20 protein-coding genes are annotated in these 26374 nt (G+C 44.3%); 13 read left to right on the forward strand and 7 right to left on the reverse strand.

Going from position 1 to position 26374, the window contains the following annotated elements; all coding sequences use genetic code 11:
• Positions 1–81: 81 nt before the first annotated feature.
• Entirely contained in the window at positions 82–735 is a 654-nt protein-coding gene (locus tag ATB76_RS10770) for a CatB-related O-acetyltransferase (RefSeq protein WP_042600285.1), read from the forward strand.
• A 65-nt stretch (positions 736–800) separates the two neighbouring features.
• On the opposite strand, the gene ATB76_RS10775 is transcribed toward ATB76_RS10770, so the two are convergent.
• Positions 801–2480: a FapA family protein gene (locus tag ATB76_RS10775; RefSeq protein ID WP_061035168.1), complete on the reverse strand. Its 1680-nt coding sequence runs from the start codon at positions 2478–2480 to the stop codon at positions 801–803.
• A gap of 530 nt (positions 2481–3010) precedes the next feature.
• Here ATB76_RS10775 and ATB76_RS10780 point away from each other — a divergent pair.
• From ATB76_RS10780 to ATB76_RS10825, 10 genes are all read left to right on the forward strand, one after another.
• Positions 3011–3529 (forward strand): sigma-70 family RNA polymerase sigma factor, encoded by a 519-nt coding sequence (locus ATB76_RS10780; RefSeq protein ID WP_042600287.1) that lies wholly within the window; start codon positions 3011–3013, stop codon positions 3527–3529.
• Position 3530: 1 nt separating this feature from the next.
• On the forward strand, positions 3531–4469 hold the full coding sequence (locus ATB76_RS10785; RefSeq protein WP_061035169.1) for a FecR family protein: 939 nt from the start codon (positions 3531–3533) through the stop codon (positions 4467–4469).
• Between the two features lie 105 nt (positions 4470–4574).
• A complete protein-coding gene (locus ATB76_RS10790; protein ID WP_061035170.1) occupies positions 4575–7667 on the forward strand; it encodes a TonB-dependent receptor in 3093 nt (1030 codons plus the stop codon).
• Between the two features lie 179 nt (positions 7668–7846).
• Positions 7847–9166: a PKD domain-containing protein gene (locus ATB76_RS10795; RefSeq protein WP_042600289.1), complete on the forward strand. Its 1320-nt coding sequence runs from the start codon at positions 7847–7849 to the stop codon at positions 9164–9166.
• A 149-nt stretch (positions 9167–9315) separates the two neighbouring features.
• Positions 9316–10728 carry a hypothetical protein gene (locus ATB76_RS10800; protein WP_009696523.1) on the forward strand — a complete coding sequence of 471 codons (1413 nt, stop codon included), beginning with the start codon at positions 9316–9318 and terminating at the stop codon, positions 10726–10728.
• Between the two features lie 206 nt (positions 10729–10934).
• Positions 10935–11660, forward strand: a complete 726-nt coding sequence (locus ATB76_RS10805; RefSeq protein ID WP_005450033.1) for a Slam-dependent surface lipoprotein — start codon at positions 10935–10937, stop codon at positions 11658–11660.
• A 64-nt stretch (positions 11661–11724) separates the two neighbouring features.
• Entirely contained in the window at positions 11725–13203 is a 1479-nt protein-coding gene (locus ATB76_RS10810) for a surface lipoprotein assembly modifier (protein ID WP_061035171.1), read from the forward strand.
• A gap of 154 nt (positions 13204–13357) precedes the next feature.
• The gene (gene exbB / locus ATB76_RS10815; RefSeq protein WP_017818307.1) at positions 13358–14218 is read left to right on the forward strand and encodes a tonB-system energizer ExbB; all 861 of its coding nucleotides are present in this window, start codon (positions 13358–13360) and stop codon (positions 14216–14218) included.
• Between the two features lie 3 nt (positions 14219–14221).
• The gene (gene exbD, locus ATB76_RS10820; protein ID WP_042600291.1) at positions 14222–14653 is read left to right on the forward strand and encodes a TonB system transport protein ExbD; all 432 of its coding nucleotides are present in this window, start codon (positions 14222–14224) and stop codon (positions 14651–14653) included.
• Positions 14650–15474, forward strand: a complete 825-nt coding sequence (locus ATB76_RS10825; RefSeq protein WP_042600292.1) for an energy transducer TonB — start codon at positions 14650–14652, stop codon at positions 15472–15474. The genes exbD and ATB76_RS10825 overlap by 4 nt, the downstream gene beginning before the upstream one ends.
• A 105-nt stretch (positions 15475–15579) precedes the next feature.
• Here ATB76_RS10825 and ATB76_RS10830 read toward each other — a convergent pair whose 3' ends face one another.
• From ATB76_RS10830 to ATB76_RS10840, 3 genes are all read right to left on the reverse strand, one after another.
• Positions 15580–17598, reverse strand: coding sequence for a GNAT family N-acetyltransferase (locus tag ATB76_RS10830; protein WP_061035172.1), 2019 nt, complete (start codon positions 17596–17598; stop codon positions 15580–15582).
• A 115-nt stretch (positions 17599–17713) separates the two neighbouring features.
• Positions 17714–18688 carry a ParB/RepB/Spo0J family partition protein gene (locus tag ATB76_RS10835; RefSeq protein WP_038880009.1) on the reverse strand — a complete coding sequence of 325 codons (975 nt, stop codon included), beginning with the start codon at positions 18686–18688 and terminating at the stop codon, positions 17714–17716.
• A 7-nt stretch (positions 18689–18695) separates the two neighbouring features.
• Positions 18696–19913, reverse strand: a complete 1218-nt coding sequence (locus tag ATB76_RS10840) for an AAA family ATPase (protein ID WP_038871606.1) — start codon at positions 19911–19913, stop codon at positions 18696–18698.
• A 1244-nt stretch (positions 19914–21157) separates the two neighbouring features.
• Here ATB76_RS10840 and ATB76_RS10845 point away from each other — a divergent pair.
• Entirely contained in the window at positions 21158–23128 is a 1971-nt protein-coding gene (locus tag ATB76_RS10845) for a replication initiator protein RctB domain-containing protein (protein ID WP_042600294.1), read from the forward strand.
• A 310-nt stretch (positions 23129–23438) separates the two neighbouring features.
• Here the strand turns inward: ATB76_RS10845 and ATB76_RS10850 are convergent, their stop codons facing one another.
• The 3 genes from ATB76_RS10850 to ATB76_RS10860 are packed head-to-tail and all read right to left on the reverse strand — an operon-like array spanning position 23439 to position 25689.
• Positions 23439–23906: a hypothetical protein gene (locus tag ATB76_RS10850; RefSeq protein ID WP_042600295.1), complete on the reverse strand. Its 468-nt coding sequence runs from the start codon at positions 23904–23906 to the stop codon at positions 23439–23441.
• Entirely contained in the window at positions 23906–24838 is a 933-nt protein-coding gene (locus ATB76_RS10855; protein WP_061035173.1) for an ATP-binding cassette domain-containing protein, read from the reverse strand. Before ATB76_RS10855 ends, ATB76_RS10850 begins: the two co-directional genes overlap by 1 nt.
• Positions 24835–25689, reverse strand: coding sequence for an ABC transporter ATP-binding protein (locus ATB76_RS10860; protein ID WP_038869895.1), 855 nt, complete (start codon positions 25687–25689; stop codon positions 24835–24837). Before ATB76_RS10860 ends, ATB76_RS10855 begins: the two co-directional genes overlap by 4 nt.
• A 361-nt stretch (positions 25690–26050) precedes the next feature.
• Here ATB76_RS10860 and ATB76_RS10865 point away from each other — a divergent pair, with 361 nt between their 5' ends.
• Positions 26051–26248, forward strand: a complete 198-nt coding sequence (locus ATB76_RS10865; RefSeq protein ID WP_038869893.1) for a hypothetical protein — start codon at positions 26051–26053, stop codon at positions 26246–26248.
• Positions 26249–26374: the final 126 nt, after the last annotated feature.

The raw sequence follows: 26374 nt of genomic DNA on the forward strand, positions 1-26374 counted from the left end.
GAATCTCTAAAAACAATCTACTTGAAATAATAGAAAGGCTCTACACTGCTTACAACTTAAAATTGGAACGGAGAATCACGAATGAACGCATTCGATACTTGGTTAAAAGGGCAAGTGATCAAAGACCATGTCACTAACCCGAATATCGAGGTGGGAGATTACAGTTATTACTCGGGGTTTTATCACGGTAAAACATTTGAAGATCAATCAGTTCGTTATTTGATGGGCGACAGCGTTACCCAACAAGAGTGGCAAGATGGTGCTTATGGAAAAGTGGACAAACTGATCATTGGCAAGTTCTGTTCAATCGCTTCTGGCGCGACCTTTATGATGGCTGGCAATCAAGGCCATCGGGTAGATTGGGTTTCTACCTTTCCATTTTCTCCTGAAGAGTTTGGAGAAGATGTACAAAGCGGCTTTGAACGCGCAGGTGATACCGTAGTAGGTAATGACGTGTGGATTGGTAGCGAAGCGATGATCATGCCGGGCGTGAAGATTGGAGATGGTGCCGTGATTGGTGCGCGATCAGTCGTCACTAAAGATGTCCCGCCCTACTCGATTGTTGTTGGTCACAATCATATTGTTCGCCAACGCTTTGACGACGAATGTGTCGCCATGTTGTCAGAAATCAAATGGTGGGATTGGCCCATTAACCATATTAAACAAGCAATGAAGATCATGTGCAGCCGTGATGTACGTGCCCTTGGTGCTTACTACCAAGAACACATCGCCTGATGTTTAAAAACAAAAGCCCGTGTACCTCTCAATACACGGGCTTTTTCATTCTTCCGATGAAAGAGTTAAATCGCGACGACGTCTTCTTCCTCTAAATTTGCCGCCACTTTGATTTCGTATTGGTTAAAGCTAAACACACAACCGCCATGGGTGCGTTTGGTTGTCACCTGTTCGTCTACAAATTGCACTGTAACGCGCGTAAATACGCGATCTTTGGCTTCAACGATATTCTCTTCTAGCGAGACTTCAAACTCTTGTTCAGTGTGTTCTAGCTTCTGTTTAACTTCTTCAAGGCGAGCATTGTTTTGCGCTTTCATTACTTCGATTTGAGCTTGTTCTTCATCAGTACGCTCTGCTTTAGGACGCTTCTTAAATTCAAGTTCCTTACGAATCACATCCATCGTGCCTTCTTGGGCCGATTTGTATTCTTCTTTTAAGCTGGCAATGCGCTCTTTGTACAAGGCGTAGCGAGCAAAAGCCTCGACTTTCGTGGCGGTATCGCCTTCTACACCAAGTTGCGAACAAAGCACCTTGCTTCCGACTTTGGCATCACCACCGCTTAAAGTGCCGTTTTTGCCGCTGGCATCAAGTATCGTCAGATTGCGTCCACACACAATGTCATTATTCATGCTGTGCACAGCGAGCTCTATATCCTCACCAGACTGCAATTCACAATACTGGGCGTAACTGGCACGAATCGATGTTTTGGTTCGAACGTGGCAGCTTTTCGGCTGACCATCACTGACAGTGTGGCCAATAATACCTTTCGCCACTTGGATATCACCCTCAGCTTGCACATCCGCAGACTCAATAAACCCACCAACGGTAATAGAGCCTGTCGCTTTGACGATCATGCCAGATTCAATGTTGCCGCCTATGATGACATTGCCTTTAAACTTAACGTGTCCGGTATTTACGCCCACACTATTCAGGCACAGTGCATTATCGACCTCGATGGTTTTGTCTTTGATGAGAGGTGTCCCAGATACAGAAGCGAGTAGAAGATTAGGATCGGCTTTGCTGATTTCCGTTCCTTTGCCCGGTTTGATAGGGCTGTCTTTGCCTGCTTGAGGAGGAATCACGCGACCTTGCACAGTAAAACCAGGAATACCTTTGGTTGCAGGCGTTCGACGCATGACCTCGTCGCCAATATCAACGGCAATGGTTTCACCCAAGTTGCGTAAATCAATCTTGTCGCTGGTCGATTGGCCTTCTTTCGGCTTTAGGATACGTTTGGTGATGTCTTTGACGAGGGGCGTAAAGATAGCGTCTTTACCTTTGACGGGTTGTTTGCCAACGGCGACAGGTTGAGTGAAGGTTTCTCCGGGTTTGAGTTGATTGCTGACGACCATAACTTTTTTAAGGGCCAACTTATTGATGCCTTTCGACACTCTCGCATGAGCCAGTGCTTGAACGATTTCAGGGCCACGCAAACCTCGGCCCCCATAAGCACCTACAATGTTCATGCTAGCGAGCATGTCGTTGTTCGACAGTTCAACTTCTACCTGAGCATTCTTAATCTGTGCGACGACGATGCCTTCGTATGCTTCAGCTTTACGCTCACGAGCACAGTTAATGAATCGAACCACTTCAGCGTCATCAACAAACGCCTGACTGGCATTCATTGCTTGAAGCTGTTCAGGCAACTCCTTTTGATTTAGCTCACCTCCGAGTTCAATATCTCCCGGTAGGCGGGCAAAAATCCTCGTTTTGTCTTCCGACCATTCAAGGCATATCTTCCACATAACCAATCCATCTGCTACCCATCACCCAATTCAGTCTAACCAAAATCATTTTCTGAACAAACCTCTCAATTCTCAGAATCAGGCTCACATCACTAAAGCATTAACAGGCTCAAAACTTAGCTATATAAAGCATTGAACATAAAAATCGTTTCAACAAAACCATCTTAGACAAAATGCAATTTGGTTTAGAAAGGGTCGTAAAATTGATTGACCTTGTGTCATCTTCAAACAAAGAAAATAATGGCAAGAGTTTTATCAATGCTGAACCAACTTCGACAATAGAATGTTTCTTATATAGCTCAAAAAATCTTGTGTACGGTCGTTTTCCTCTACCTATCGCACTAGCAACACCTTACTTTGTTCACCTCTTTTTTTACTTTTAAAGTCATTGATTTAGTGACGATAGTCTTATCATTAATAATTTTTATAAATTTTTCCTCTGGAACCTATTTATTTTTCTGTTATATTCCGCCAACTGTCGTAATGATAATTATTATCATTACTATTGGTTAGGGAAGGAGTATCACATCATGGCGGCTATCAGTTCAGCAAGCGCAGCTCGTATCGGTAACATGTACCAAGAGCACCACAGTTGGTTATCTGTGTTTATTAAACGTCGTTTGGGGTGTCCTGAAGCTACTGCCGATTTAGTTCAAGATACCTATTTAAGACTCCTTACCCGAGGCAAGTTACCTGAAGCGAAAGATTCAAGACGATACCTTACTCATATCGCAAAAGGTTTGGTTATTGATCTTTACCGACGTCGCCGCATCGAAGCCGCTTACCTTGAACTCATCGAACAAGAACCTGTAGAAGTCGCAGGCTCTCCAGAAGACCAAGCTGTGGTTGTTCAAGCTCTGGTCGAAATCGATGCCCTTCTGCATAGTTTACCTCTTAAAGCACGCCAAGCACTTTTGATGCGCCAGTTGGAAGGCAAGAGCTACAAAGAAATCGCACTCGCACTCGACGTGTCAGTCTCTTCTGTCGAGAAATACGTAGCAAAAGCCCTACAAGGTTGCATGATGACCATGCTGAGTGAGAACGAGTAACATGGAGCAAGTTTCTCGTGAATCCATCGAGCAAGCCTCTCTGTGGATGGCACGCTTGTGGGCCGATGATGTAACACAACAAGATAGAGATGCCTTTGATAACTGGAGAAGCGCCCACCCTGATAACGCTTATGCGTGGCAGCAACTAGAAGAGCTGCAAAGAAAGTTCACTGGTATTCCAAACTCCCCGATCAGCCGCAAAGTACTTGCTCCAAAACAGCGTGGTTTGAACCGCCGACAAGTACTGATGCTTGGTGGTCTTTCTCTTGGCACGTTAAGTTTGATGATGTCTACTCATACCTCTCTTCCCAATGGTGCGGAGTACACTACCGCTACGGGTGAAGTGAAAGACATATTACTTTCAGATGGCACTCAAATGGCAATGAACACCGCCACCCGCGTATTTGTCGACTTTAACCAGCAAGAACGACGTCTACATCTGCTTGAAGGTGAGATTATGGTCACTAGCTCTCACCATCTCACCCCTTTTCATGTCACCACTCCTCAGGGTCGAGTTGCTCCAATAGGTACCCGTTTCACCGTACAAAAACGAGACGACGATACGCTAGTTTCCGTTTATGAAGGCGAAGTAGCGCTCTACCCTTTACTTGGTATGGGAGCGCAGCACTTACTTGCTGGTGAAAACGCCCACTTTACGCAGCGTGAAGCCTCGAATATACAAAAGAATCTGAGTGACGACGCCCTATGGTTAGAACAAAAAATCATGGCGCAGGGGATGCCACTCACAGAGTTTATTGCGGAGCTAAGTCGATACCGTCGCGGTATTCTCTCCGTCGATCCACAATTGTCCTCTTTGAAGATCACCGGAGTGTTCTCGACAAAAAACGTCGACAAAACGCTTTTTAACATCAGCCAAATATTACCAATCGAAATCCGTTACCGGACACCAATGTGGGTCAGTGTAAAAGCAAAACCATAAAAAGATTTACGGATTTAAACATCTCATTCGGTGTAAAGAGCAGTTAGTAGACCGATTAAGGAAAGCAAGGTGCCGCTCCCTCAACGACGCCAGATATTGGCGGTTATGATTCAAGCCAATCTAGGATTAGCCTCTCTCATCACACCTTTTGCCGCATGGGCAGAACAGTCAGTAAATTACGATATTCCGGCAGGTAATCTTGACCATGTGTTAAACCAGTTTGCGGTGGAGTCTGGTGTTGAGTTTTATCTCAATGCTTCACTTTCAGAAAACCTGCAAAGTCCTGGATTAACAGGTAACTATGACCCCGAACATGCATTGACATTGCTGCTGGCAAACACGGGATTGAATGCGGAGAAGCAGGCTGATGGCGTTTATCAACTTTCTCCTTCCTCTGAAATGACACTCGACGCAATTCAGGTAAGAACGAGTTTTGAAGATGCTTATTATCGCGATAGTGATGGTGAGATGGCGATCTATGACGCCGATGTTGCCAGTGCCTACATGGGCAAAGAAGAAATAGAACGCTTCAAAGGCGCAAGCGCCGCCGATCTGTTTACCGGAATGGCAAATACCTTTAGTGGTGAGGCTCGTAATGGCGGTGGAAGCATTGATCCTAATGTTCGTGGTGTACAAGGTTTTGGACGAGTCCCTGTCGTCATAGATGGCACAGAACAAGGCATTTCCGTTTATAACGGTTACCGAGGCGCTTCAAACCGAAACTACATTGATCCAAACTTGATTGGTGGCCTGAAAGTTTACAAAGGCGCACAGATCAGTTCGGACGTGAATACCTCTGTAGGGGGCGCAGTACAAGTCACGACATTGGAGCCACAAGACATTGTGCCTGAGGGTGATAATTTCGGTATGGAGTTCGTGGCGGAAAGCAGCAGCAACTCAGTAAAGCCCAATAAAGCTCGCTTGCATACAGGTAAACGATGGCAAGATGTCCCAGTATACAATGAGTTAGGCGGCGTACCATTATATGACGACCCAGAAGTACGCTTTCAAACTAGAGATGATAAAGATGACAATCCGCTAAACGGTGAGGATACAGCTTATCGATTAGCTATTGCGGGCGTAAAACCAAAAATTGAATGGCTTGGCGCGTATGCATATCGTAATCGTGGTAACTACTACTCAGGCACAAATAAAACGGGTTTCTACTCCAAATCAAGAGATGGTAGCGGTAGCGAGATCGTTGCGGGCAGAAACCCATATTTGAACCCGGAACACATTGCATTGAGCCATATCCCTGGGCACGAAGTACCAAATACATCCTCTGAGATGGAATCGTTCCTATTAAAAACAACCATTAATTTTAGCGATTACTATAAGTTACAGCTGAATGCGCGCTATACAGAGAGTACTCACGGGGAAATCCTCGCGAGTCGTTCAGATTATCGAAACAGTGACGGTCTGCCTCAATGGCCGCTAGCGAATGCCAAGATGCAAGCTTACAGCATCAAGTTTCGAGCAAACCCAGAAAGCCGCTACATTGACCTCAGTACTAACCTATGGACAACGTTAACGGATTCCAGAAGCAATACTGGCTATGGCTTTCCCAATTTTGTGAACTTTCGTAGCGAGACACCAGATATCATCATCAACACCTCGACCGTCAATCGTGATGAAAACCGTTTTGGCTTTGATTTTAAGAACAAAATGCTATTGCTCGATAACTTGGATGTCACGCTTTCCGGCAGCTACATGAAGCATGAATTGACCCCAAAAGAAGGTTTGGAATACCTCATTGATTTGTACGGTGGTCCTGTGCGCTCGGGAGAAAGAGAAGAATATAACGGAGCCGCGGTCATCGAATGGCGTCCACTAGATGCCTTTATTATCAACGCAGGCGTGCGCTATATCAGTTATGAAGCCACCGACTTTTACATCGAGAATCGCATCAAAACGGGCAATAGCGACGATGTTGGTCTTAAAGAATACAAGAAAGATGGTTATCGTCTCGCATTTCAAACCATTGAAACTTACGCCCCAGAAGAAATCGCACAAAACGTCGCGAATGCTGAGCATGAAGTTCGCGCAACGTTCACAAAAAAGAACATAAACCGAGAAATCAATCGCTTGCAACATTTGATCACCTCCGATCCCACCCAAGCTGATACTTACCGTGAAGAGTTAAAACTGCGTCAAAATGAGATCAATAACTTTGATTCACTGTTAACTGCAAAGGTAGAAGAGAAAACAACGGAAGCCAAAAACAAAACCAGTTTCGTTGAGGATCACGTAGTTGAATGGCGAACCAACAGTAAAAACGAACTGGATCTTGCTAACAACCCTTGTTTGATTGCCCAAAAGAAAGACAACTTTGTTGAAGGCAGTTGTAAAACCAAAGGACAAATTGATGGCAAGGACAACCGTAACCTCAGCTACAAGAACAGCGGCAGTGGTTGGATGCCCTCTCTTACCACTACATGGCTAATCAACGAAAACAGCCGTGCGTATGCTCGATATGCAGAGACACTGCGATTCCCAAGCTTATTTGAGAGTACCAGTGGATTTTCTGGTAACCCATCAGCATCAGTACCCCTTGAACCAGAGCGAGCGAAACTCTTCGAGGTCGCGTACATTCACTACTTTGAGAACGCAAGTGCAAAGCTCACTTACTTTGATCAAACGATTGATGATGTAATGGATCGCGATCGATCCAGTTTTTCATTTGCCAATCTGGATAGCCAACGCACCAGTGGTATTGAAATCAACGGTATGTTCGATAACCAACTGTACTTTGCCGATGCGTCATTGGCTTATAACTTCCGCAATGAGGTGTGTGACAAAAACTCTGCTGCTCAAGGCTTCGTCCCAGCTCTTGTCGATAAAACCACACCATCAACAGAAACGTGTGTTCGCGGTGGCTTCACAGCAGCAAGCTATCTGGCAGCACAAGCGGCACCAGAGTATTCGGGTAGCTTATTAGTCGGAGCAAGGTTCTTTAATCAAGCATTAGAAAGCGGGTTACGCACCAACTATGTTTCTGGCAGCCACGAAGATGAACAAATTAAACGAACCGATGTAACAACATTTGATGCTTACATTAAATATGCATTTAACGAACACCTATCTGCAGAGCTTATCGGAAGCAACATCACCGATGTTTATTATCTTGAAGCTGGATCGGTATCTGGGATGCCTGCACCAGGAAGAACGATAGGACTCAAGTTAAACGGACGCTTCTAAACCTTATGAACGCCCCTTAAAAAGAAAACGCCTCATCCGAGGCGTTTTCTTTTTTCATTTTATTTTTACGGATTTCCAATTGCTATTCGGTGTAGTGGATGAAACTTCATAAAGCCCAATATAGGCTTGGTGTCCCAAACACCACCAAGCCTATAGAACCGTATATTTAGGATGATTTAATGAAACCCAACATGAAATGGACGCTTCTTGCTATCACCATTCCTTCGCTTATCGCTTGTGGTGGTGGTTCAGACTCAAACACTGCAGATTCACATAAAGCGCCTGTATCCGTTGTATCTGGTTACGAAACAGCAAAAGTCGGAAACAGAATTCGTGTAGATGGACTGGGTAGCTACGGTGTAGATGCCAGTATCGCAACGTACACTTGGTCTATCAGCAAAAAACCACAAGGCAGTAACGTCAAGTTAAATAACGTAAATGCGGTCTCTCCATACTTCACACCAGACGTGGCAGGAGACTACACCGTTCAGTTAGTAACAAACGATGGCAAAAAAGACAGTAGCGCACAATCGCTGACTATCACCGCGACAGAAGTAAATACCAACGTGGCGCCCGTTATTTATGCATCGGAAACCTACACGGCAGCGCTTGATCAAACCCTGAAATTAGACGCGAAAGCTTACGACGCTGATAATGATATGCTCAGCTACCAATGGACTCTTAACTCAGCACCAAAAAACACCACGATGTCGTTGAGCAACGCAAGCACCAAACAAGCAGCGCTAAAAGCAAACGTTGCGGGTGAATACAAACTAACTCTAACCGTCTCAGACGGTAAAGAAGAGACAACTAAAGAGATCACCATCAACTACTCTGCCGATAACGTCGCACCGGTTGCCATGGCGGGACGAGATACCACATTCGAATTGGGTGGAACCGCAACCTTAGACGCTAGCGCAAGCATTGATGGCAATGATTCAGGTATCACGTACCAGTGGGAATTTGTGTCCAAGCCTTCGGCAAGTACTGCAGAATTGTCGGATGCTACGTCAGCAAAACCAACATTCACCCCCGATGTCGAGGGTGATTATGCGCTTGCTCTAACCGTAAGTGATGGTGCTCTAAGCAGTGAAAAAGATTTTGTTCGAGTAACGGCATCGAAAGCAGGAACAAGCGACCTCGTATTGCACTTCAACGGTGAGAAAAAACAATGGCCGTTCGCAGAGGAGGTTACTCTGAATGAAGAAATTAAAGGTGAAGCGCCCAAATACGTACTCCTAGGGTCATTAACTCTTCAAGCCGTTGGACACGATTATGAGGTTCAGCAGATCTTTGCAATGGACGCAGTCAGCCTCACTCACGACGTTAAATTAAGCGGCATTGAAGATGGTAGCGTGCTACCTGTCGGCGATGAAATAGTTGTTAAGCTTTGGTCGGCGCCAACGCAAGGAAATACTGTTACATTGTCTTACGGTTTTATGATCAAAGATCAAACAGACTTTTATGCAGGTCTTGGCTACCACTTCCAAACAAACTGATCGTCCTGCACGACAACGACACATAAAAAAGCGCGGTCTCTCCGCGCTTTTTTACGGATATTCAAATCTCATTCGGTGTATCAGATAAAGCCTTTCTTTTACCGCGCCGCGTTATGGACCGCGCTTCTAATCAATTAGGATGAACTAAGATGAGTTTAAGCTCGAAATATACTCTCACACCATTGCTATTATTACTTCTTAATGGTTGTAATGGTGGCGGTGGGAATGATGCCTCTGAACCCCAAACGCCTAACAATCACCCCCCTATTGCGATAGCTGGGATCAATCAACATGTAAAGCTGAGTGAAAAAGTGGTGCATCTCGATGGCACGGGTAGCGTCGACTACGATCAAGACTCAATAGCCTTCTCTTGGAAAATGGTATCGAAACCCTTCAAGAGTAAGGCGGAGCTCATTAATCCAGAATCCAGAACTCCGCGCTTTGAACCAGACTTATTGGGCACTTACCTTGTAGAATTGGTGGTGAACGATGGCAAAACAGACAGCCGCCCTAACCAAGTAAAGATAGAAGTCATCAGGGAAGACGAAAATACACCACCAACGATTAAATTTACCAAAGATAAGTACACCGGTAACCTAACTCAGCAAATTAACCTAAACACAAGACCTCAAGATATTGATGGCGATAAATTGTCGTTTACATGGGAAGTGTTGTCCCACCCACAAGGCAGCAATTACTCTATAGCGAAATCGACTGTGTATGATTTCAACTCAATCAAAGCTGATACGGAGGGCAATTATGTGGTTAAAGTGACTGCATTCGATGGCTTTTCTGAAGCTTCCGCTACGACCACCGCTTCCTTTTTTTATAAAAATGTCCCTCCACATGCGGAGGTAGATGGTTCAATGTTTTGGGTTCTTGATAACATGAGTGTCCCATTGAATGGCACACCCAGTGGTGATGCCAACGGCGATGTACTCACTTATGAATGGCACTTCACTAAAAAACCAAACGGCTCATCCGCCGTCATCGATGATCCTTATGCTGTACTAACTTCATTTTCGCCAGATATCTCCGGGGATTACGTCGTCAGTTTAACCGTAAATGATGGCGAGTTTTCAGATAGCCATTCTGTGGGAGTTAGAGTAAGAGCGATTTCTGAATCCCAACCGCACACCAAACTCACACGCGGCTCAGATACCACTCCTTTGCGACTGCCTCACAAGCAAAATGACGTCATCGATAAAACATCCGATACGGGTCCTATTCCTAACTATTACACTCTCGATAGCTATACTTTTGAAGCAGTAGGAAAGCCAATCACCATTACTCTCGGAAAGTATACGCTTAGTAGTAGCAGCGACGATGTAACACCAAGGATATTAGTTGGCTCTCAAAGCTACTTTAGTAAAGACCTTCAAGATAACGATGTCATTATTGTTATCCCCGCTGGTGACAGCTTAACCTTCCAACTACAAAGTCCACCGACCAACGGCAAAGTGGCAAAAGCCTCAATGGGCTTCAGCTGGAGTCTTAACGGTCCTAATGACTTTAGTATGGTTGAAAGAATTTCCACAACGATTGAATTTACCAGCCGTTAAAACACAAGCAGCTATCAAAAACGCCCACAGCTGTGGGCGTTTTGTTTTTTATTCGACAACAATTAAAAAAATCACAAACTTATTTACGGGTTTTGTCTCCTATTTCGGTGTACTAAATGAGACCGCGTTAGTCATCTGTCGCGCGCACCGGATGCACTGGCATGGTCTCTTTCTTTAACTATTTCAATCAACAAAAGGAAGAGACAATGAAACCACTTCAACTTTCATGGATTGCAGCAGCAATGATTGGTCTAAGCCCACTTGTTCATGCAGGATTTGATGGCGCGATCAGTGATGATTCGCTTCGCCAAGTAGGAGAATCAGAAGTTTGGGTCCCATTTATTCACTCTAAAGGCAATGCAGGCATCGGTAAAACAGGTGGCAAACGAGTGGACTTTGAAGGTCTAGCTGGTGGTATTTTTGATGACGAGCGAAATGGTGTTCACACATCAGGCAGCAAACATTTTCAAGACAATTTTTACAGTTTTGTCCAAGTAGCGAATCAAGATGTGTGGTTTGGAGAATGGTACGAAGGTAAGAAAGATTCTGAGTTTAACAACCGTACCGTTTACTACGTCGGTAATGATGCAGGAACGACTGTACCAACCAGCGGCAAGGCGACCTACAACATTACTGGTATTAACAAGTTCTCTGGCGCAAACAAACTTTCAGGTACGTTTAACGCTGACTTCGGAGCCAAAACGCTAGACGGTTCAATCAACAATAGCAACCTAACGGTAAGTGTAGACGCAACGATTAATGCAGCAACCGCAGCATTTAATGGCACTGCTCAAGCTGTACAGAATGGCACAACCACGAATGGCGCTTCTCAAGGTCACTTCTTTGGTGCGAATGCTGCTGGCTTGGCTGGTATCGCCACCTTTACCAACAATAGCGATCTAGACACTGCTTTTGGCGGCGAGAAAAAATAACTCTCGATTCAATGAGTGATAACCAAGAAGCAGCCCGTGCTGCTTCTTTTTATATGGAATATTTATGGCGGTTAGAACCTCTTACACCATCGCTCTGACATCCCTGTTAGTGCCGTTGTTTTCTTTTCCTGTTGTAGCCAATGACCAAGATACGAATCTTCGCATTCAGCAAAGAGATGCGCTATCAGCACAAGAAAAAGAAAAGCGTCTCCTGCAAGAAGAAAAAGAACTCGAATTACAGAGGTCTAAGCAAGCTCAGGAACAAAGCTCGTCAGATCAAAGCAACGACAACTTAGGGCAAGCGCTTTACCTAGCAGTTAAAGGAAAGCAATGGTCACAAGTAGAAGTACTATTGAACCAGTATCAATCTTCACCCTATGCAGATCCTTTACTTATCCATTATGCCCAAGGCGGTCTATCACGCTATTTAGGTCGTTTAAGTGATGCAGAGGCAGAATTCCGATCGCTTTTATCGTTAAATCCGAATTTTCTTCCCGCTCAGTTAGAGCTTGCTCGCGTTTTGTTTGAGCGTAAGAAAAACCAAGACGCACACACCCTTTTCTCACAAATCAAATCCACTCTCCCTACTGATAACCCAAGGGCTGATGGTGTCAGACGTACTCTCGATGCTTTTATATCAGCACTAGAACACAGAGATGCATGGCAAGGTGCTATCAGTTTTGGTCCAACTTTCAATGACAATCTCAATAGCAGCTCAGAAACCTATACTTGCTTAGTCCGTCATGAGACAGGAAAGTGTTTATTTGATCGAGTCACACCGGAAAAACAGAGAGCAGCAGGGTTAACTTTTAACGCAAGTGCGAATAAGCGCATTAGCTTCAAAGGTCATCATGGTATGAGTTTGCAAGCGCTGACGTATGGTTCTCGTTACAACAATCACAGTGAATACAACGAGCAAACAGCGAATGTTAGCTTGGGTTACAGCTTTCAAGACCAGCGTCATAGTATCTTGGTTGCGCCGTTGATCGAGTACAGCACATACGCGGATAAGAGTTTGTATTGGTCAACAGGTCTAAAGTTGAATGGATTCCATAGCTTAGACTCGAAAAGCGCATTGAGATGGGAACTAAAAGGCGAATACCAAGATTACCGTCCAACAAAGCTCGACTATCAATCAGATTGGCAATGGAATGCAAGCATCAACTATTGGCACCAGTTGCCACAACAATGGCTCGCATTCGGTGGCATAGACTGGACGCATAAACAAAATGATCAAGATGTACATGCTTACCAGCTCTATGGTGGTCGAATCGGAGTCGTGAAAAGCGTCGAAGGTTGGCTTGACGCTAACCTGTTTGCATCACTGCGAGAAAGGCAATACGAGGGATATAACGCCCTACTCGATGCAAAGAGAAGAGACACAGAGCAAAACTGTACTGTCACATTTTCCTCTCCAAAGTTGGTTTTTTGGACGTTGACACCCATTCTAGAGTGGACTCATAAACGGGTAAACAGCAACGTTGATTGGCTTTACACCTATCAGCAGAATGAGGTGAGCGTAAAATTTGAAAAGCGTTTTTGACTCTAAAATCACGGCAAACATGCTTTACAGTGTAAATTGGTCCAAATATTTAAATTTATTTTACGGATTTCGTTACTTCATTCGGTGTAGTGGATAGAGCAGGCGCGAAAAGGTTTTTTGCGCCATCAGTCATTTTCACAACGAGCAATGGATAATGAATAAGCGTTTTTTTCTCCTAGTGTCGGCATCTTTTAGTCTGGCACTTCTTCCCCTTTCTTCTTCTGCAACTGAGTCAACTGGTACTTCTATAAATAACTCAGTCACTGAAACACAAATAGCACCACCTTCTAACCCGCTCATCACCCACGATTTATCCCCAATGGGTATGTACCACGCTGCTGATTGGGTGGTAAAGGGAGTGATGCTCTCACTGCTTGCCGCATCCATTTTGACTTGGGCAGTTTTTCTTTTTAAACAAGTACAACTGATGAAAGCAACACGACGCACACAAAAACTACTTACTGAGCTTGTTGATGCAGAGTCATTGGAAAATGCCAAACAGACCACTCAGCCTTTTAAAGGCGTAGAATCCTCACTAATTTCAGCAACGCAGCATGAATTGCAACTCTCTTCTCTAGGCTCTGCTTCAGAAAATGGCATTAAAGAACGCGTACAACTGCGCTTAGAAAGAGTGCAAGCTGAATTAGGGAGAAGCATGACTTCATTGACCGGCATCCTCGCAACCATCGGCTCCGTCGGTCCTTTCGTTGGATTGTTCGGCACAGTTTGGGGCATCATGAATGCTTTCATCGGAATCGCAAAATCTCAGAACACGACGCTAGTGGTGGTCGCTCCGGGGATCGCAGAAGCCCTCCTTGCCACGGCAATTGGTTTAGTGGCAGCAATTCCAGCAGTGGTCATCTATAACTACTTCACACGTAAAATTTCTGGCTACAAAGCGCAACTCGCCGATGTCTCCGTAGCATTGATGATCTTGGTTAGCCGAGATTTGGATCAAAAGCGAATGCAATCTCACCAAGAACACAACGACACAGTGCTAAAGAAGGTGGGTTAAGCCATGGGATTTAAGCCAGCCTCAGACAGCGACGATATGGTTGAAAATCATGAGATCAACGTTACGCCTCTGGTTGACGTTATGTTGGTGCTCTTAATCATTGTGATGGTTGCCGCCCCTTTAGCAACAGTCAACGTTGCAGTCGATTTGCCGACGTCATCTGCAGAGCCCCTACCTCAACCAGATAAACCGGTTTACCTCACGATTCAAAAAGACCTAACCCTAGTGGTGGGAGAAAAGCACGAGACTTCACTTGCCGATTTAGAACAAACCTTGATACAAGCCGAGGTCGAAACAGGTACTCGGATATTTCTCCGAGCTGACAAATCTCTGAGTTATCAAGATCTAATGAAAGTGATGAATGCAATGGTTGCTAGCGGCTACAACCAAATCGCATTGGTTGGTGTAGAGCAGGTGTCAGGAGCTACACAATGAGCGCGCTAGCGGGACCATCTTTTCGTCATAGCCATAGAAAAAAACGTTTTGTTTTTACGGCTATATTACTGAGCGCCTCTCTTCACACCTTAATAGCCATCGCTTACATGTGGACACCTGAGTATGACTTTTCCTCTCCACCACAAGCTATACCGATTACAGTGAGCATCGTCGCACCAATGGCGGCACCCCAAAACACGATCAAAGCAGTTGAAAGTACAGAGCAACAAGAAGAGCTAGTTCAACAAGCTCGCCAAGAACAACCCGTAAAGCAGGAGCCCAAACAAGAGCAGTCTCCAGCTTTAATCGAATCTAAACAACCTAGCACGATTGCTGCAAAACCTGAAAAGCCAATAAAAACCGAGAAACCAAAGCCGGACAGAACAAAACCTGAACCGGAAATAAAAAAGCTGTCAAAGGAGAAACGACCTGAAATCAATCAAGCCGCGAGTTCAAAACCTAGCTTGGAAACGAAACGTGAATCCAAGCAAATCAGCGCATTAAGGCAGGGTCAACAATCCGAAGCAGGAAGAGCGGCAAAGGTTAGCTGGCAACAAGCGTTACATGCGCACCTAGAACGAGAGAAACGCTATCCAAGACAAGCACGTCGACTAAAGAAGAAAGGGATGCCTGTTATTCGCTTTACCATGGACAGAGAGGGAAGTGTTCTCGACGTGGAGCTCGTAAAAAGCTCAGGAACAGCGTCATTAGATAGAGAAGCGATTGAGCTTGTCGGACGAGCGCAGCCGTTAGTAAAACCACCTTCAAGTGTCAAAGGCGCTCGCTTGACACTAACTCTCCCAATCAATTTTTCGTTCTAGCCAACTTGAAAAACAAAGGAGAGAATTTACAGTGTAAACTCTCTCCCCTATCTAGATTCTTATCCGTTCCACTTTACAGTGTAAATTACAAAACCGTGTATCGTTTTACACTGTAAATTTAGCTATCAAAACTTGCAGCTCGTTTCTTATCTGTGCTTCAACTTGCTTACGTCCTGGCAAGCCATATTGCTTAGCGCACGCACTCCAGTCTTTGTTTAAGAATAATTTACTGATCATCAAGTCAGACACGTCAGCCAAACCACATTGCAATAACCATTGCTGAATCCAAACAGAGACCGATTCAAAGTTGTTCCCACCTTGAGCATAACACTCGATTAAAGTGCGCTTCGTTAAATGGGACTGACAAGTAGATACCGAGGCTGGCAATAGCGCACGAAGCAAACTTGGCTCTAACTTAGGATAAGTAGACGCCGCACTAAATGGCAACAGTTCTTCGAATAGCGATTTGGCTTCGTTTATCCAAGCTTGTTGTGAGCCACACTGACGAACCATCAACAATGAGTAACACCCACTTGCCGCATCTCGCATACTTCCAAGACGAATGGATTCAAAACCAGATTGGTTCCAAAACGTAATCAGTTCTTTTGTTGCACCAAAGCTGGTGGACAAATAAGAGATATGAGGCGGCGTAGTTTGTTCCAACTGCTTTAACATTTGTTGGCCAATACCCTGCCCTTGCAAATCTGGATGAACCGCAATTCGCATGACTCGCAAAGTAGAAAGCGCACCCACATCAGCGTAACCAAGTTGATTGATAATAGTCACTGGCGTCAGGTGCCCTTTCGGACGACGTTTTCCAAGCTGAATATCTTTAACGAGATTCGAATCGAGGTTGCCCTCCTCCACAGTTAACATCACCCCGACGACTTCATTGTTATTCTGGGCTACGTAGATCTGGCAATGTTCATCTTGCAGAAGATGCAGCAAATCATTTGGAGAGGTTTGATAATGCGCATTCACAAGTAACGCAAAGCACGTTTTCAATACGGAAGGATTAGAAATCAACGCTGACTTACGGAGGTTGATTAATGAAATATCGCCAAGCTCGGCAGGTTGACTCGGAGTGAGTTCTGCATCCAGTAAAAATGCTTGATACAACCAAGATTCCAAGTTGTCATTTACTGCCCATCGAATAGGTTGTTGAAGATGACAAAGCTTCATTCCAGGTCTTTGCTTTTGTAGCCAATCGACAAACTTAAGCGTGAAGCCACGGCCACAACCTTCATAACCATGAATGGTGGTTGAGAACACGAGACGATGATATTGCTCAGTAATCTGCTTAAGCATAGGAACCGGAATCGCAGCAGCTTCATCAACCAACAACAAATCACACTCAGGTAAAGTAGAGAGTAATTCATCCGGTGCGATGAACTGAATGTAGCCCTGCCCCGCTTCTAATCGGTCTTTCTTAACGCGCTCTGCTGTTGATAGCAATCTGAGCGAGTGCTGATAAACAGGTTCAACAGCTTTGATGCTTGGCGCTGTGACGAGAATTCGTAATGGCTTTTGCTCTAGAATCTGCGCGCACGCAATGCCTAACGCACTGGTTTTTCCTCGACCACGATCGGCGGTTAATACTAAAGGACGTTTGCGATGCCCTGTCACCACTTTTTCGATAAAAGAAACCGCTTCAGCTTGCTCACTATACTGTTGTGCTTTTTCCGCTTGGATGAAACCTGGTAATTGAGGTAATGGTGAATTCTCCTCAATAACGGTGAGTTGTTGCCATTGCGTTTGCAGCCACAGTTCCGCTTCATCCGCATCTTGGTCTTTATTGGCAACCACAATCAATAGACCACCGCCGACGAGCGCACCAAGAGCCGAGGTAAAACTGTTTGCGTCAAACTCTTTTCTCGCGTCAAACAGCAGCACGTCACATTCACGACCGAGCAACATATTGCCTTGCTTTGAATTTATGCAGAGGGCATTTTCTAGTTGCCAATCCCCAACACAGAACCACGTTTGATTTTGTTGCTTTTGATGAAAGTCGGCAATCAAGGTGTTTTGCCAATCGGCATCACCATAAATCACTACGCCGTTGCGTTGAAAGGCATTGTAAGATTGGCGTTGAAGCTGAGAGAGGAATTCAGATTGTGCGAGCATTACGTATGTCCGATCATTAAACTGACACCATGTTATCACATCTCGATTCATGGAGACTTTGCCAAATTACAGACATAAAAAAACCGCCCGAAGGCGGTTTCAAACAAGGAGAGTTTTACTTCATTTTGCTCTCAACGAAAGCAAGAATTTCTTCCATCAAGCTGTCGTCAACTTTCTTCAAGTTAAGAGCAAGGTTGTTACCTTTACGGCTGTAGCTTGCACGACCTCTAACTAAATCGACTTTTTCTGCTTTCTTAGCCGGCTTCACAGGCGCTAATTCTGCAATCCAGCTTTCGATGCTTTCTGTCACTTCTTTAGTAAGACGAGCCACACCTTGAGCTGTACTGCGCTGCCACAAATAACCTTCCGACGTACGACACTTATCCAACAAGTTTTGTTGTTGTTCGCCGTTCAATGTCGAGAACTGCTTATGCAGCTTAACAATCGTTGGACGACCTAAATCACCAACATTCGGGTAAGCTTGCAGAAGTTCAAGCGGAAGTGCCGCAGCTTTTAATGCGCCACTCACCAATGCTTCACTGCACTGGAACATTTTTGCTAGTGCTTTTTGGTCTTCAGCTTCGCCACTTTCAAGCTTCGCCTGCATCTCTTTACCTTTTTCGTATAGAGACAGTGGCTTGTGCGCGTTTGCAACATCAGAAAGGAATTTCGCGTGGTCCGTGTTGATGCCGTCACCAACGTAAACCAAGAAATCCTGTCCTGCTAAGATACAAGACATACGACGGCGGCTACCGTCCAATACTTCAATCTTGCCATCTTCAGTGCGACGACCAACCGCTGGATATTGTTGACCACGTTCTTTCAACGTCACCAACACATCCGATAAAGCGTGTTCGTTTAGGAAAGATTGCTCACGAGCGTTTTCTGCAAATACGCTAGTGTCTGTCGCCACTTTATCCGCAGGAATGCGGACCAATTCAAACTGAACGGTGTTCTCGCCTGCGACAGCAAGTTCGATAGTTTGTGCTTTGTCTTTTGCCGCCGTTTGCGCTTCTTGAGGTGTCGCAACACGACGCTTATTGGTTTTACCAAATAATTTCGCGTTTAATTCAGACGTTTTCAATGCCATTTATTCATTACCCCTGATTCAATGACGGCCAGTTAGAGTGCAGTACGCGCTCTAGTTCTAGTGCACTCTTATGTACCGCATCTTGTGCAGTAGCGAGCGTTTTCTTACCACCTTCGAAGTCGCCTACGGTCAAATCAAACACTGTGCTGTAGGTGTCAGCACACGTTTCGAATGCACGACTACGAGGAATAGTGGCCATCATAACTTGGTCACCTAGAAGATAGTTCATTTCAGTTAGAACAGAAACTTGCTTCTTGTTGTCGTCTTCGAACATGGTTGGCATCAGACGAACAAACTCAAGACCGTTCCAATCTTCTGGGAACATCTCATAAACCGTTGGAAGGTGTTGGAAGAAGTTTACTGTTGAAGCCCAGTCAAGACGCTTCGCTGCACAAGGAATCAATAGCGCATTTGATGCGTACATTGCGTTCCATACTAGCGGGTCAACGTGTGGACCGGTATCAATCATAATCACGTCGAAGTCATTCGCAATCTTGTCAATCAACTGCTCTTTCAACAGACGAACGATGTCTAGCGATGGGTCTTCAGAGAGTGTTTGCCATGCTTCTGCGTTGAACATTGCGTCTTCTGGGAAAGCAGAAATCGACTTCAAGTTCGGGTATTGCGTCGGTAGCAGTACGTTCTTATGTAGGAATTCTCGATCGATTTCCACACCATCTGGCACGTTACCAAGCATGATATCAACCGCAGAGTAAATGTTGTCATGTTCTGCCACACTGATTTGTGGATTTAAGAACAAACGTAATGAACCTTGAGGGTCAAGGTCAATCAAACAAATGCGGTAACGATTATCTAAGTTTAGTGCTAGGCATGCAGCCAAATGAACCGCAGTCATTGATTTACCCGTACCACCCTTTTGGTTCTGTACGTTGATAATCCACGGTTTATTTTCTGAATTCTTTTTACGCTCATGGAATTTTGGCACTTCTGCCGCGTCCATTAGCATGTGCGCTTCATCTAAAGTGATTGAATAATGGTTAGCATTATTCTTAGTAAATTGATGGCCGTCTGCCTCCATTTTACCAATAGCTTCATCCAGCTTACGACGAGTTAAACCAGAGCGGGTTTCCATCATCGCTTTAGACATTGGTGGGAAGTAATTGTCACTTCGCTCTTCCAAAACAATCTCAATACGGTCAGCTTGAACCTGCTGCGTCAGTTCCGCTAACTCCTGGAGATTTTCAATCGTTTTTTCTCTTTTCATGCCAAATTCCGTTGGAAGGATATCTGATTTTAATTGTACAGCACTAGCATTCTAAAACAACAAAAAGGTGAACAAACATTTTGAATAACCATCACATAAAAAAACACTCACAAACGCCACTTTTATGATTCTCCCATGAAAACATCACAAAATTTAATCAAATACTTGCCAATAAAGAGATTCAAACTCGATGAAATTAAAAATGTTACATCGTCACGTATTTACAATGTAAATCTAGCATTTATCTCGGAACGATTATAAAACAGCCCTAAATTACGGGCACTGTGAGATCAATCAGGTATTGGAGTGTTTATGTGGCTTTAAGTCAAAAGAGTTCTTCCCAACTAACCCTTGATCATGCGTCCAGTGCTATTTTTTGTAGGGAATGAGGTTTCTATTGGAAGAATGATCAAGGACTGTACATGATCATTCTTCCGAGGTAAGCATCAAAACTGAAAGCATGATCAAGGAAACCATGCTTCTATTTACATATCGGGCTAATTTTTCAATCAGATCAATTTATCGGAAAAATGATCAAGAACGTTTTTAACACGGAAGCATGTATTTTTCCCTCTAATTTACGGAAGAATGTAGATAGACTGGGGGATAGAGAGAAAACCAGAGCGTAAAAGCCGGAACGATGAATTAAAGCATCATGTAAAATGTAGACAAGACAATCATGATCATGCTTCCGTTGATTTCATCTTAAGCCCTGTTAAGTAGCGAGATTCAACCAAAATGGTGGAGTTTTCATCAATTGAATAATTTCCGCGCGATATTAAGAGCAGAACGATGAAAATCTTCTCTCTTGATCATCGATCCGACGTTAATATGAAGACAAGTAAGCAATAACACACGATGAGTTTTCCAAGTGAAGCCCTAGCTTCTGTGGATAAGTTGTATAAACATCATGATCATCGTTTCAGCCCTATTTTGATCATCTTTTCATAAACTTAATGATCATGCTTACGGAGAGTTGTGATCATGCTTTCTGGCTTTCGATGATCATACTTTCGATGGTTACATGATCATAGTTCCGAAATGGCGATTGAAAATATCTAAGTTAAACAGCTACTTACGACGCTAAAAATGTCCAGATCATTAGATCATATAATCAATTAAGATCAGATTAATCAAAAAGATCAGTTATTTAAAAAACAAAGATTTTTTCTTTATTTATGATCTGTTTTTCTTTATTCTTCGGAACCATAGCGAAACTACGGCTAGTGTGATCTGGATCTAAAATGACGGCTGATGAAAAAATTCTGATTAAAGCGCCAAGAAGCCATAAGGATGGGCACCTTTTTGAGGTACACGAATCTTCTGCAGATTGGGTAGAACAATACCAACATTTCAAAGGGGTAACCAAAAGCATCTTAGAACTGCTTAATCTTATTTCACTGCGTGGATTCAGCAGCAAAGATGGATTAGTTTCAACAACAGAAATTGTTGGTGCTACCGACGGTCAACTTACGCGTGCTGCATTACAGCAACGTTTACGAGCAGCGGTGAATATTGGTTTATTTACGCAAACACCAGTCCGTTTTGAAGAAGGCCTTGCTGGTAAAACCATGCTGCATAAGTTCGTAAACCCGAACCAATTAATTTCGGCATTGGGAGCCACCAGCCTGGTGACAGAAAAGGTTCGTCAAAGCGAGAAGCAAAAGCGTTCCAAAGCGTTAGCACAAACACAAGTGAACAAACGCTTGCTCAATGAGCACGGTCTTAACACACCTCCAATGATGAAAGATGAAGCGGATCAATTCATCGTATCACCGACCAATTGGGCAGGGATCATTGACCAAGCCCTCGCACCACCTCGTACTCGTAAGAGTTATCAGAAATCGATGGTATCGATCTCTGGCACCAAAGCTGTGATTGAAACGCGATCTTCTAAAAACATCATGACCGTTGATGATCTGATGACGTTGTTTGCGTTGTTTACGCTTACAGTTCAATACCATGATCATCACAAAGATCAGTACCACATGGATGCAGCGCATGTCCCTAACAAGACGCCGTTGTACATTACCGATATTCTGTCTTTGCGTGGCAAAAAAGACAGTGGGCCTGCTCGAGATTCTATTCGTGACAGTATCGATCGTATTGAATTTACCGATTTCCAGTTGCATGAACTGACTGGCCGTTGGCTGAGTGAGAACATGCCTGAAGGTTTTAAGAGTGATCGTTTCCGGTTTATCGCTCGAACCATTACTGCCTCTGAAGAAGCGCCTACAGAAGGTCTGGATGGTGAGATTCGAATCAAACCTAATCTTTACATCTTGGTTTGGGAGCCTTCGTTCTACGAAGAATTGCTCACTCGTGATTACTTCTTCCTATTCCCGCCAGAAATTCTGAAGCAGCATACGCTGGTATTCCAGATGTACTCATTCTTCCGTAGTCGCCTAGTACGCAAGCATACTGATTGCATGCTGTTGAGCGAGTTAAACCAGAAATTGGCACGTAATATCGAATGGCGCCGATTCTCAATGGATTTGATCCGCGAGTTGAAGCGTTTGTCAGACGGCAAGGGGACGGAAGATCTTTTTGTTGTCAATCTTTGGGGCTATCACCTAACGATCGAAACGATGATCGAGAACGGTAAGGTGATGGATTACCAAATCGACATCAAATGTGATGTCGAAGAGGTCTTGCGTTACTCACGAGCACGTACAACCAACGCTGGTAAGCGCAATATGGCGCCTACACTGCCAAATCCACTTCGCAATGAGATGGTGACAAGGCAGCAGCTAGACGAGCTCTCAGGCATCATAGACGGCGAATTTGAGCCTATTCAGCGTAAAGCACCGTCCCCTCGTGGCAATTTAGGCCGCAGAGTGAAGCAGAAAAAGCACTTGGTTGAGATCAATGCTGACGAGATCACCATTACTCTATCCAAATATACCTCTCCAGAGGCTCTAGAACGCAGTGTAACGGCTTTGTCAGCGATGACAGGGCATTCGTATGCCTCAATCAAAGAAGAGTGTTCTGACTTCATTGAGAAGCTTGATTTCTTGAGAGTAGGGGATGCTCCTCTGCCATACGAGACACTGAGTAAGACGGTGGAGCTGTTCAACAGCCAAAATGATGTAAAGCATTTGACCATTGAACGTTTGATTGCGGGCTTGGCCGTTCGTCGGAAGGTATGTCGTCAGATTTTTGATGGGCACATGGACGAGATGGTATTCAGAGCACTTGATGAAATGGCCATTTAACATATGTAGGGTCGATGCTTTTTAAGTAATAAGCATGACCAATTGATTCAGAATGTAACAATGAATTGCACTGATGGAAATCAGACTTAACTCTTACAAATCACTGACATTGATGATCGGATGGCAGACTAAGATTTATCCCGAATAGACAACCTTTTGTCCTTTCTGATGATTAATAGATTGGCTCATATTGTTACATTCATTCTGAATAGACTTCGCGAGTTTCTCCTCAAGAAACTCGCTTTTTTTTATCTAAAATTCCGCTCAAAACCTAATTTATAGTCATCAACGCCTTGATCATTCTTCCGAATTAATGACGTAAGCCTTGATCATGCTTCCTTGATTCATTCCAATTCAACGATCGCATCAACGCTACATGCGACTCTATCAAGCAATTCGCTTGTTGTTGCCATTCGCTTTGATCTTGTTGCTGATTGCAAAATTCCAACGCTAATACCGTTAAATGTTGTAAGCGTTTTAAGCTCCAATCTTTAATCAGAATGTCTGTCATTGGTTGACATGCAGCTTGTTCGAGCTTAGCACTCGTGTATTGCAAGGTCTGATAGGCTTTTTGATGGTTTTGATACCTGGCATATTGAAATACTCTTAAGCAGCCATCGAGCCAACAAGCGATCGCTTTGCTCTGCTCGTCAGTCAATTCAGGACCAAACACTGATTCCGGTGCCTGATACAGGATCGCTTCCAATCTTTCAACTTGATCATGCTTCCGGTTTTCGTACCAATCCGAAATAAGATCTTGCCAAGTATTCAAGTCCATTAAGCTGCCTTAGTCCATTGTTTTACGAAGTGGTTTGGTCCAATTTGATCAAAGTCTTCTACCACAATACTGCTGCGGTTTCGGATCTCATCTGCATCTACTGAATAGTTTGGTTCACTTTCCACGAGGTTGCCAAATGGTAGATCAGGATCTGGTACCGCAGAGATCAATAACTTAGTGTATGGATGCTGCGGGTTTTTCAAGATTGCTTGCGTGTCACCCCACTCAACAATCTGGCCCTTATACATCACGGCGGTTTCTTCGGCGATGTAATGAGCGGTTGCCAGATCGTGGGTGATGTACAAGAAACCGATGCCCAAGTCTTGTTTCATGCGCTGCATCAGGTTTAATACGCCCAGACGAATTGAAACATCCAACATTGATGTTGGTTCATCGGCAAGAATGATTTGGGAGCCTACTGCCAATGCGCGAGCCAAGTTAACGCGCTGACGTTGTCCACCACTCAGTTCATGTGGGAACTTATTTAATGTTTCTTCTGGTAGCTCCACTAGATCCAAGAGTTCGAGTAGTTTGCCCGGGATCTCTTTATCGTTTTTAACTTGCTTATGAATCTTAAGTGGGCGAGTCAGGTGATGACGAATCGTGTGGGTTGGGTTCAAAGAGCCAAATGGGTCCTGGAACACCATTTGTACCTTGCTGCGATAGTCCTGAATTTCTGCGCGAGCGGTAATATCGTTGATGTTTTTTCCATTAAAAAGGATTTCACCATCGCTGGCCGGATACACCTTGGTAATTAATCGCGCACAGGTGCTTTTACCGCAACCTGATTCGCCAACCAGCGCGAGAGTTTTGCCTGCATAAAGGTCAAAGCTCACGCCTTGAAGCGCACGGAAGGTTTCTTCTTTCGCGAAACCACCACCGACTTTAAATTCTTTGATCACGTTTTTCATTTGGATGATTGGTTCGCTCATGATAACGCTCCTTCAGTGGCTGACTCTTTATGCACGTCGTGGATATTCGGGAATGAAGCCCATAGTTTTTGAGTGTAAGAATGCTGAGGGTTATTGCGAATTTCGTATGAACTGTTTACTTCGACAATCTTACCGTGACGCATGATGGCTATGCGATCGCACAACTGGCTCATGAGTGCCAAATCGTGAGTGATAAACAGCACAGAGAAACCGAACTCATCACGCAGTTGATAGATTTGCTGTAAGATTTCACGCTGTACCACGACATCAAGCGCTGTGGTTGGCTCATCCATGATGATCATCTTTGGGTTGAGAGAAAGGGCGATGGCAATCACCAAACGTTGGCGCATGCCCCCGGAGAACTGGTGTGGGTACTCGCCAAGTCGATCGCGGGGAATGTTGACCAAGTCGAGCAACTTTTCTGCGCGGTCCTTGGCTTGTTCATTGGTCATGCCTTTGTGATGGCGCAGTACGTCGGCAAATTGCTCCTGAATGGTTAATACTGGATTGAGGGAGTTCATGGCACTTTGGAACACCATCGCAATCTCGCTCCAACGCAGTGTGTTTAACTCACTGTCGGATAGACTCAGAATATCTTTGCCTTCAAATAGAATTTGGCCTCCTGAGATAAACGCTGGCGGCTTGTGTAAACGGTTGATAGAGAAAGCAATGGTACTTTTACCACAGCCAGACTCACCAGCGAGGCCAAATATCTCGCCTTTGCCAATATCGAAGCTTACCGATTTCACTGCGTTAAAGTCGCCGTGATCGGTGATGTAGTCCACACATAAGTCTCTGATCTGGATGACCGGATCAGAGTGGTATGCCTGAATCAGGTTTATGTCACTCATAAAAACACCTTACCAATACAAAAGATAATTATTATCATTATCAGGTGTGCGAGTTTTACGAAAGACAGAACCGTCTAATAAGTGAAGTGACTCGAAAGTTGAGTGTAATAAAAAGAATTTTTTCGGTTATAGAAGTGTGAAGAATCACGGGAAAAATGAGAGCTGGATCAGCTCACTTTTCGTAGGGGGAATTCTTCAAATTTAATCGCTAATACTGTGGTTTGCAAAAACTAAATGATGAATCTATTAACGAGTTGATGAAAGGTCGGGAGGGGTCACATTTCCCCACTGTTTTTCTTACCTCTGCATTGGGGGTTTGCTATAGATTACCCATCGAAAACATGGTGTGTTCGGAGGAAATATGTCCATTAATTCTATCGACCATGAAGAGATGAGCAACATCGCTCACAAATGGGAACTCCCAGAAGAAGAATCCGTTGTGAGACCTGAGAAAATCGTGAAGTCAGCAGAAGCAAGACGACGCATTGAAGCACTTCGTGAAATCCGTGAAAGCGGTTTGAGCATCGAAGAAGCAAGGGAACTTGGCTTGATTCACTAATTCTCGCACTACGGTAATACCAATCATGGGGTAGTCATAAGACTGCCCTTTTCATTTTTTGTTTTACAACCAATTGTTTGACTTTCTCCTACAGCGTTACTAAAGATTATATCAATAGCAATATGC

Source organism: Vibrio sp. MOR3 (genome assembly GCF_001557775.1).
Lineage (GTDB): Bacteria > Pseudomonadota > Gammaproteobacteria > Enterobacterales > Vibrionaceae > Vibrio > Vibrio jasicida.

Bases quoted from the DNA above. Each gene is read 5' to 3' on its own strand.
- ATB76_RS10770 (WP_042600285.1), top strand. From the start codon at position 82: ATGAACGCATTCGATACTTGGTTAAAAGGGCAAGTGATCAAAGACCAT.
- ATB76_RS10775 (WP_061035168.1), bottom strand. From the start codon at position 2,480: ATGTGGAAGATATGCCTTGAATGGTCGGAAGACAAAACGAGGATTTTT.
- ATB76_RS10780 (WP_042600287.1), top strand. From the start codon at position 3,011: ATGGCGGCTATCAGTTCAGCAAGCGCAGCTCGTATCGGTAACATGTAC.
- ATB76_RS10785 (WP_061035169.1), top strand. From the start codon at position 3,531: ATGGAGCAAGTTTCTCGTGAATCCATCGAGCAAGCCTCTCTGTGGATG.
- ATB76_RS10790 (WP_061035170.1), top strand. From the start codon at position 4,575: ATGATTCAAGCCAATCTAGGATTAGCCTCTCTCATCACACCTTTTGCC.
- ATB76_RS10795 (WP_042600289.1), top strand. From the start codon at position 7,847: ATGAAACCCAACATGAAATGGACGCTTCTTGCTATCACCATTCCTTCG.
- ATB76_RS10800 (WP_009696523.1), top strand. From the start codon at position 9,316: ATGAGTTTAAGCTCGAAATATACTCTCACACCATTGCTATTATTACTT.
- ATB76_RS10805 (WP_005450033.1), top strand. From the start codon at position 10,935: ATGAAACCACTTCAACTTTCATGGATTGCAGCAGCAATGATTGGTCTA.
- ATB76_RS10810 (WP_061035171.1), top strand. From the start codon at position 11,725: ATGGCGGTTAGAACCTCTTACACCATCGCTCTGACATCCCTGTTAGTG.
- exbB (WP_017818307.1), top strand. From the start codon at position 13,358: ATGAATAAGCGTTTTTTTCTCCTAGTGTCGGCATCTTTTAGTCTGGCA.
- exbD (WP_042600291.1), top strand. From the start codon at position 14,222: ATGGGATTTAAGCCAGCCTCAGACAGCGACGATATGGTTGAAAATCAT.
- ATB76_RS10825 (WP_042600292.1), top strand. From the start codon at position 14,650: ATGAGCGCGCTAGCGGGACCATCTTTTCGTCATAGCCATAGAAAAAAA.
- ATB76_RS10830 (WP_061035172.1), bottom strand. From the start codon at position 17,598: ATGCTCGCACAATCTGAATTCCTCTCTCAGCTTCAACGCCAATCTTAC.
- ATB76_RS10835 (WP_038880009.1), bottom strand. From the start codon at position 18,688: ATGGCATTGAAAACGTCTGAATTAAACGCGAAATTATTTGGTAAAACC.
- ATB76_RS10840 (WP_038871606.1), bottom strand. From the start codon at position 19,913: ATGAAAAGAGAAAAAACGATTGAAAATCTCCAGGAGTTAGCGGAACTG.
- ATB76_RS10845 (WP_042600294.1), top strand. From the start codon at position 21,158: ATGACGGCTGATGAAAAAATTCTGATTAAAGCGCCAAGAAGCCATAAG.
- ATB76_RS10850 (WP_042600295.1), bottom strand. From the start codon at position 23,906: ATGGACTTGAATACTTGGCAAGATCTTATTTCGGATTGGTACGAAAAC.
- ATB76_RS10855 (WP_061035173.1), bottom strand. From the start codon at position 24,838: ATGAGCGAACCAATCATCCAAATGAAAAACGTGATCAAAGAATTTAAA.
- ATB76_RS10860 (WP_038869895.1), bottom strand. From the start codon at position 25,689: ATGAGTGACATAAACCTGATTCAGGCATACCACTCTGATCCGGTCATC.
- ATB76_RS10865 (WP_038869893.1), top strand. From the start codon at position 26,051: ATGTCCATTAATTCTATCGACCATGAAGAGATGAGCAACATCGCTCAC.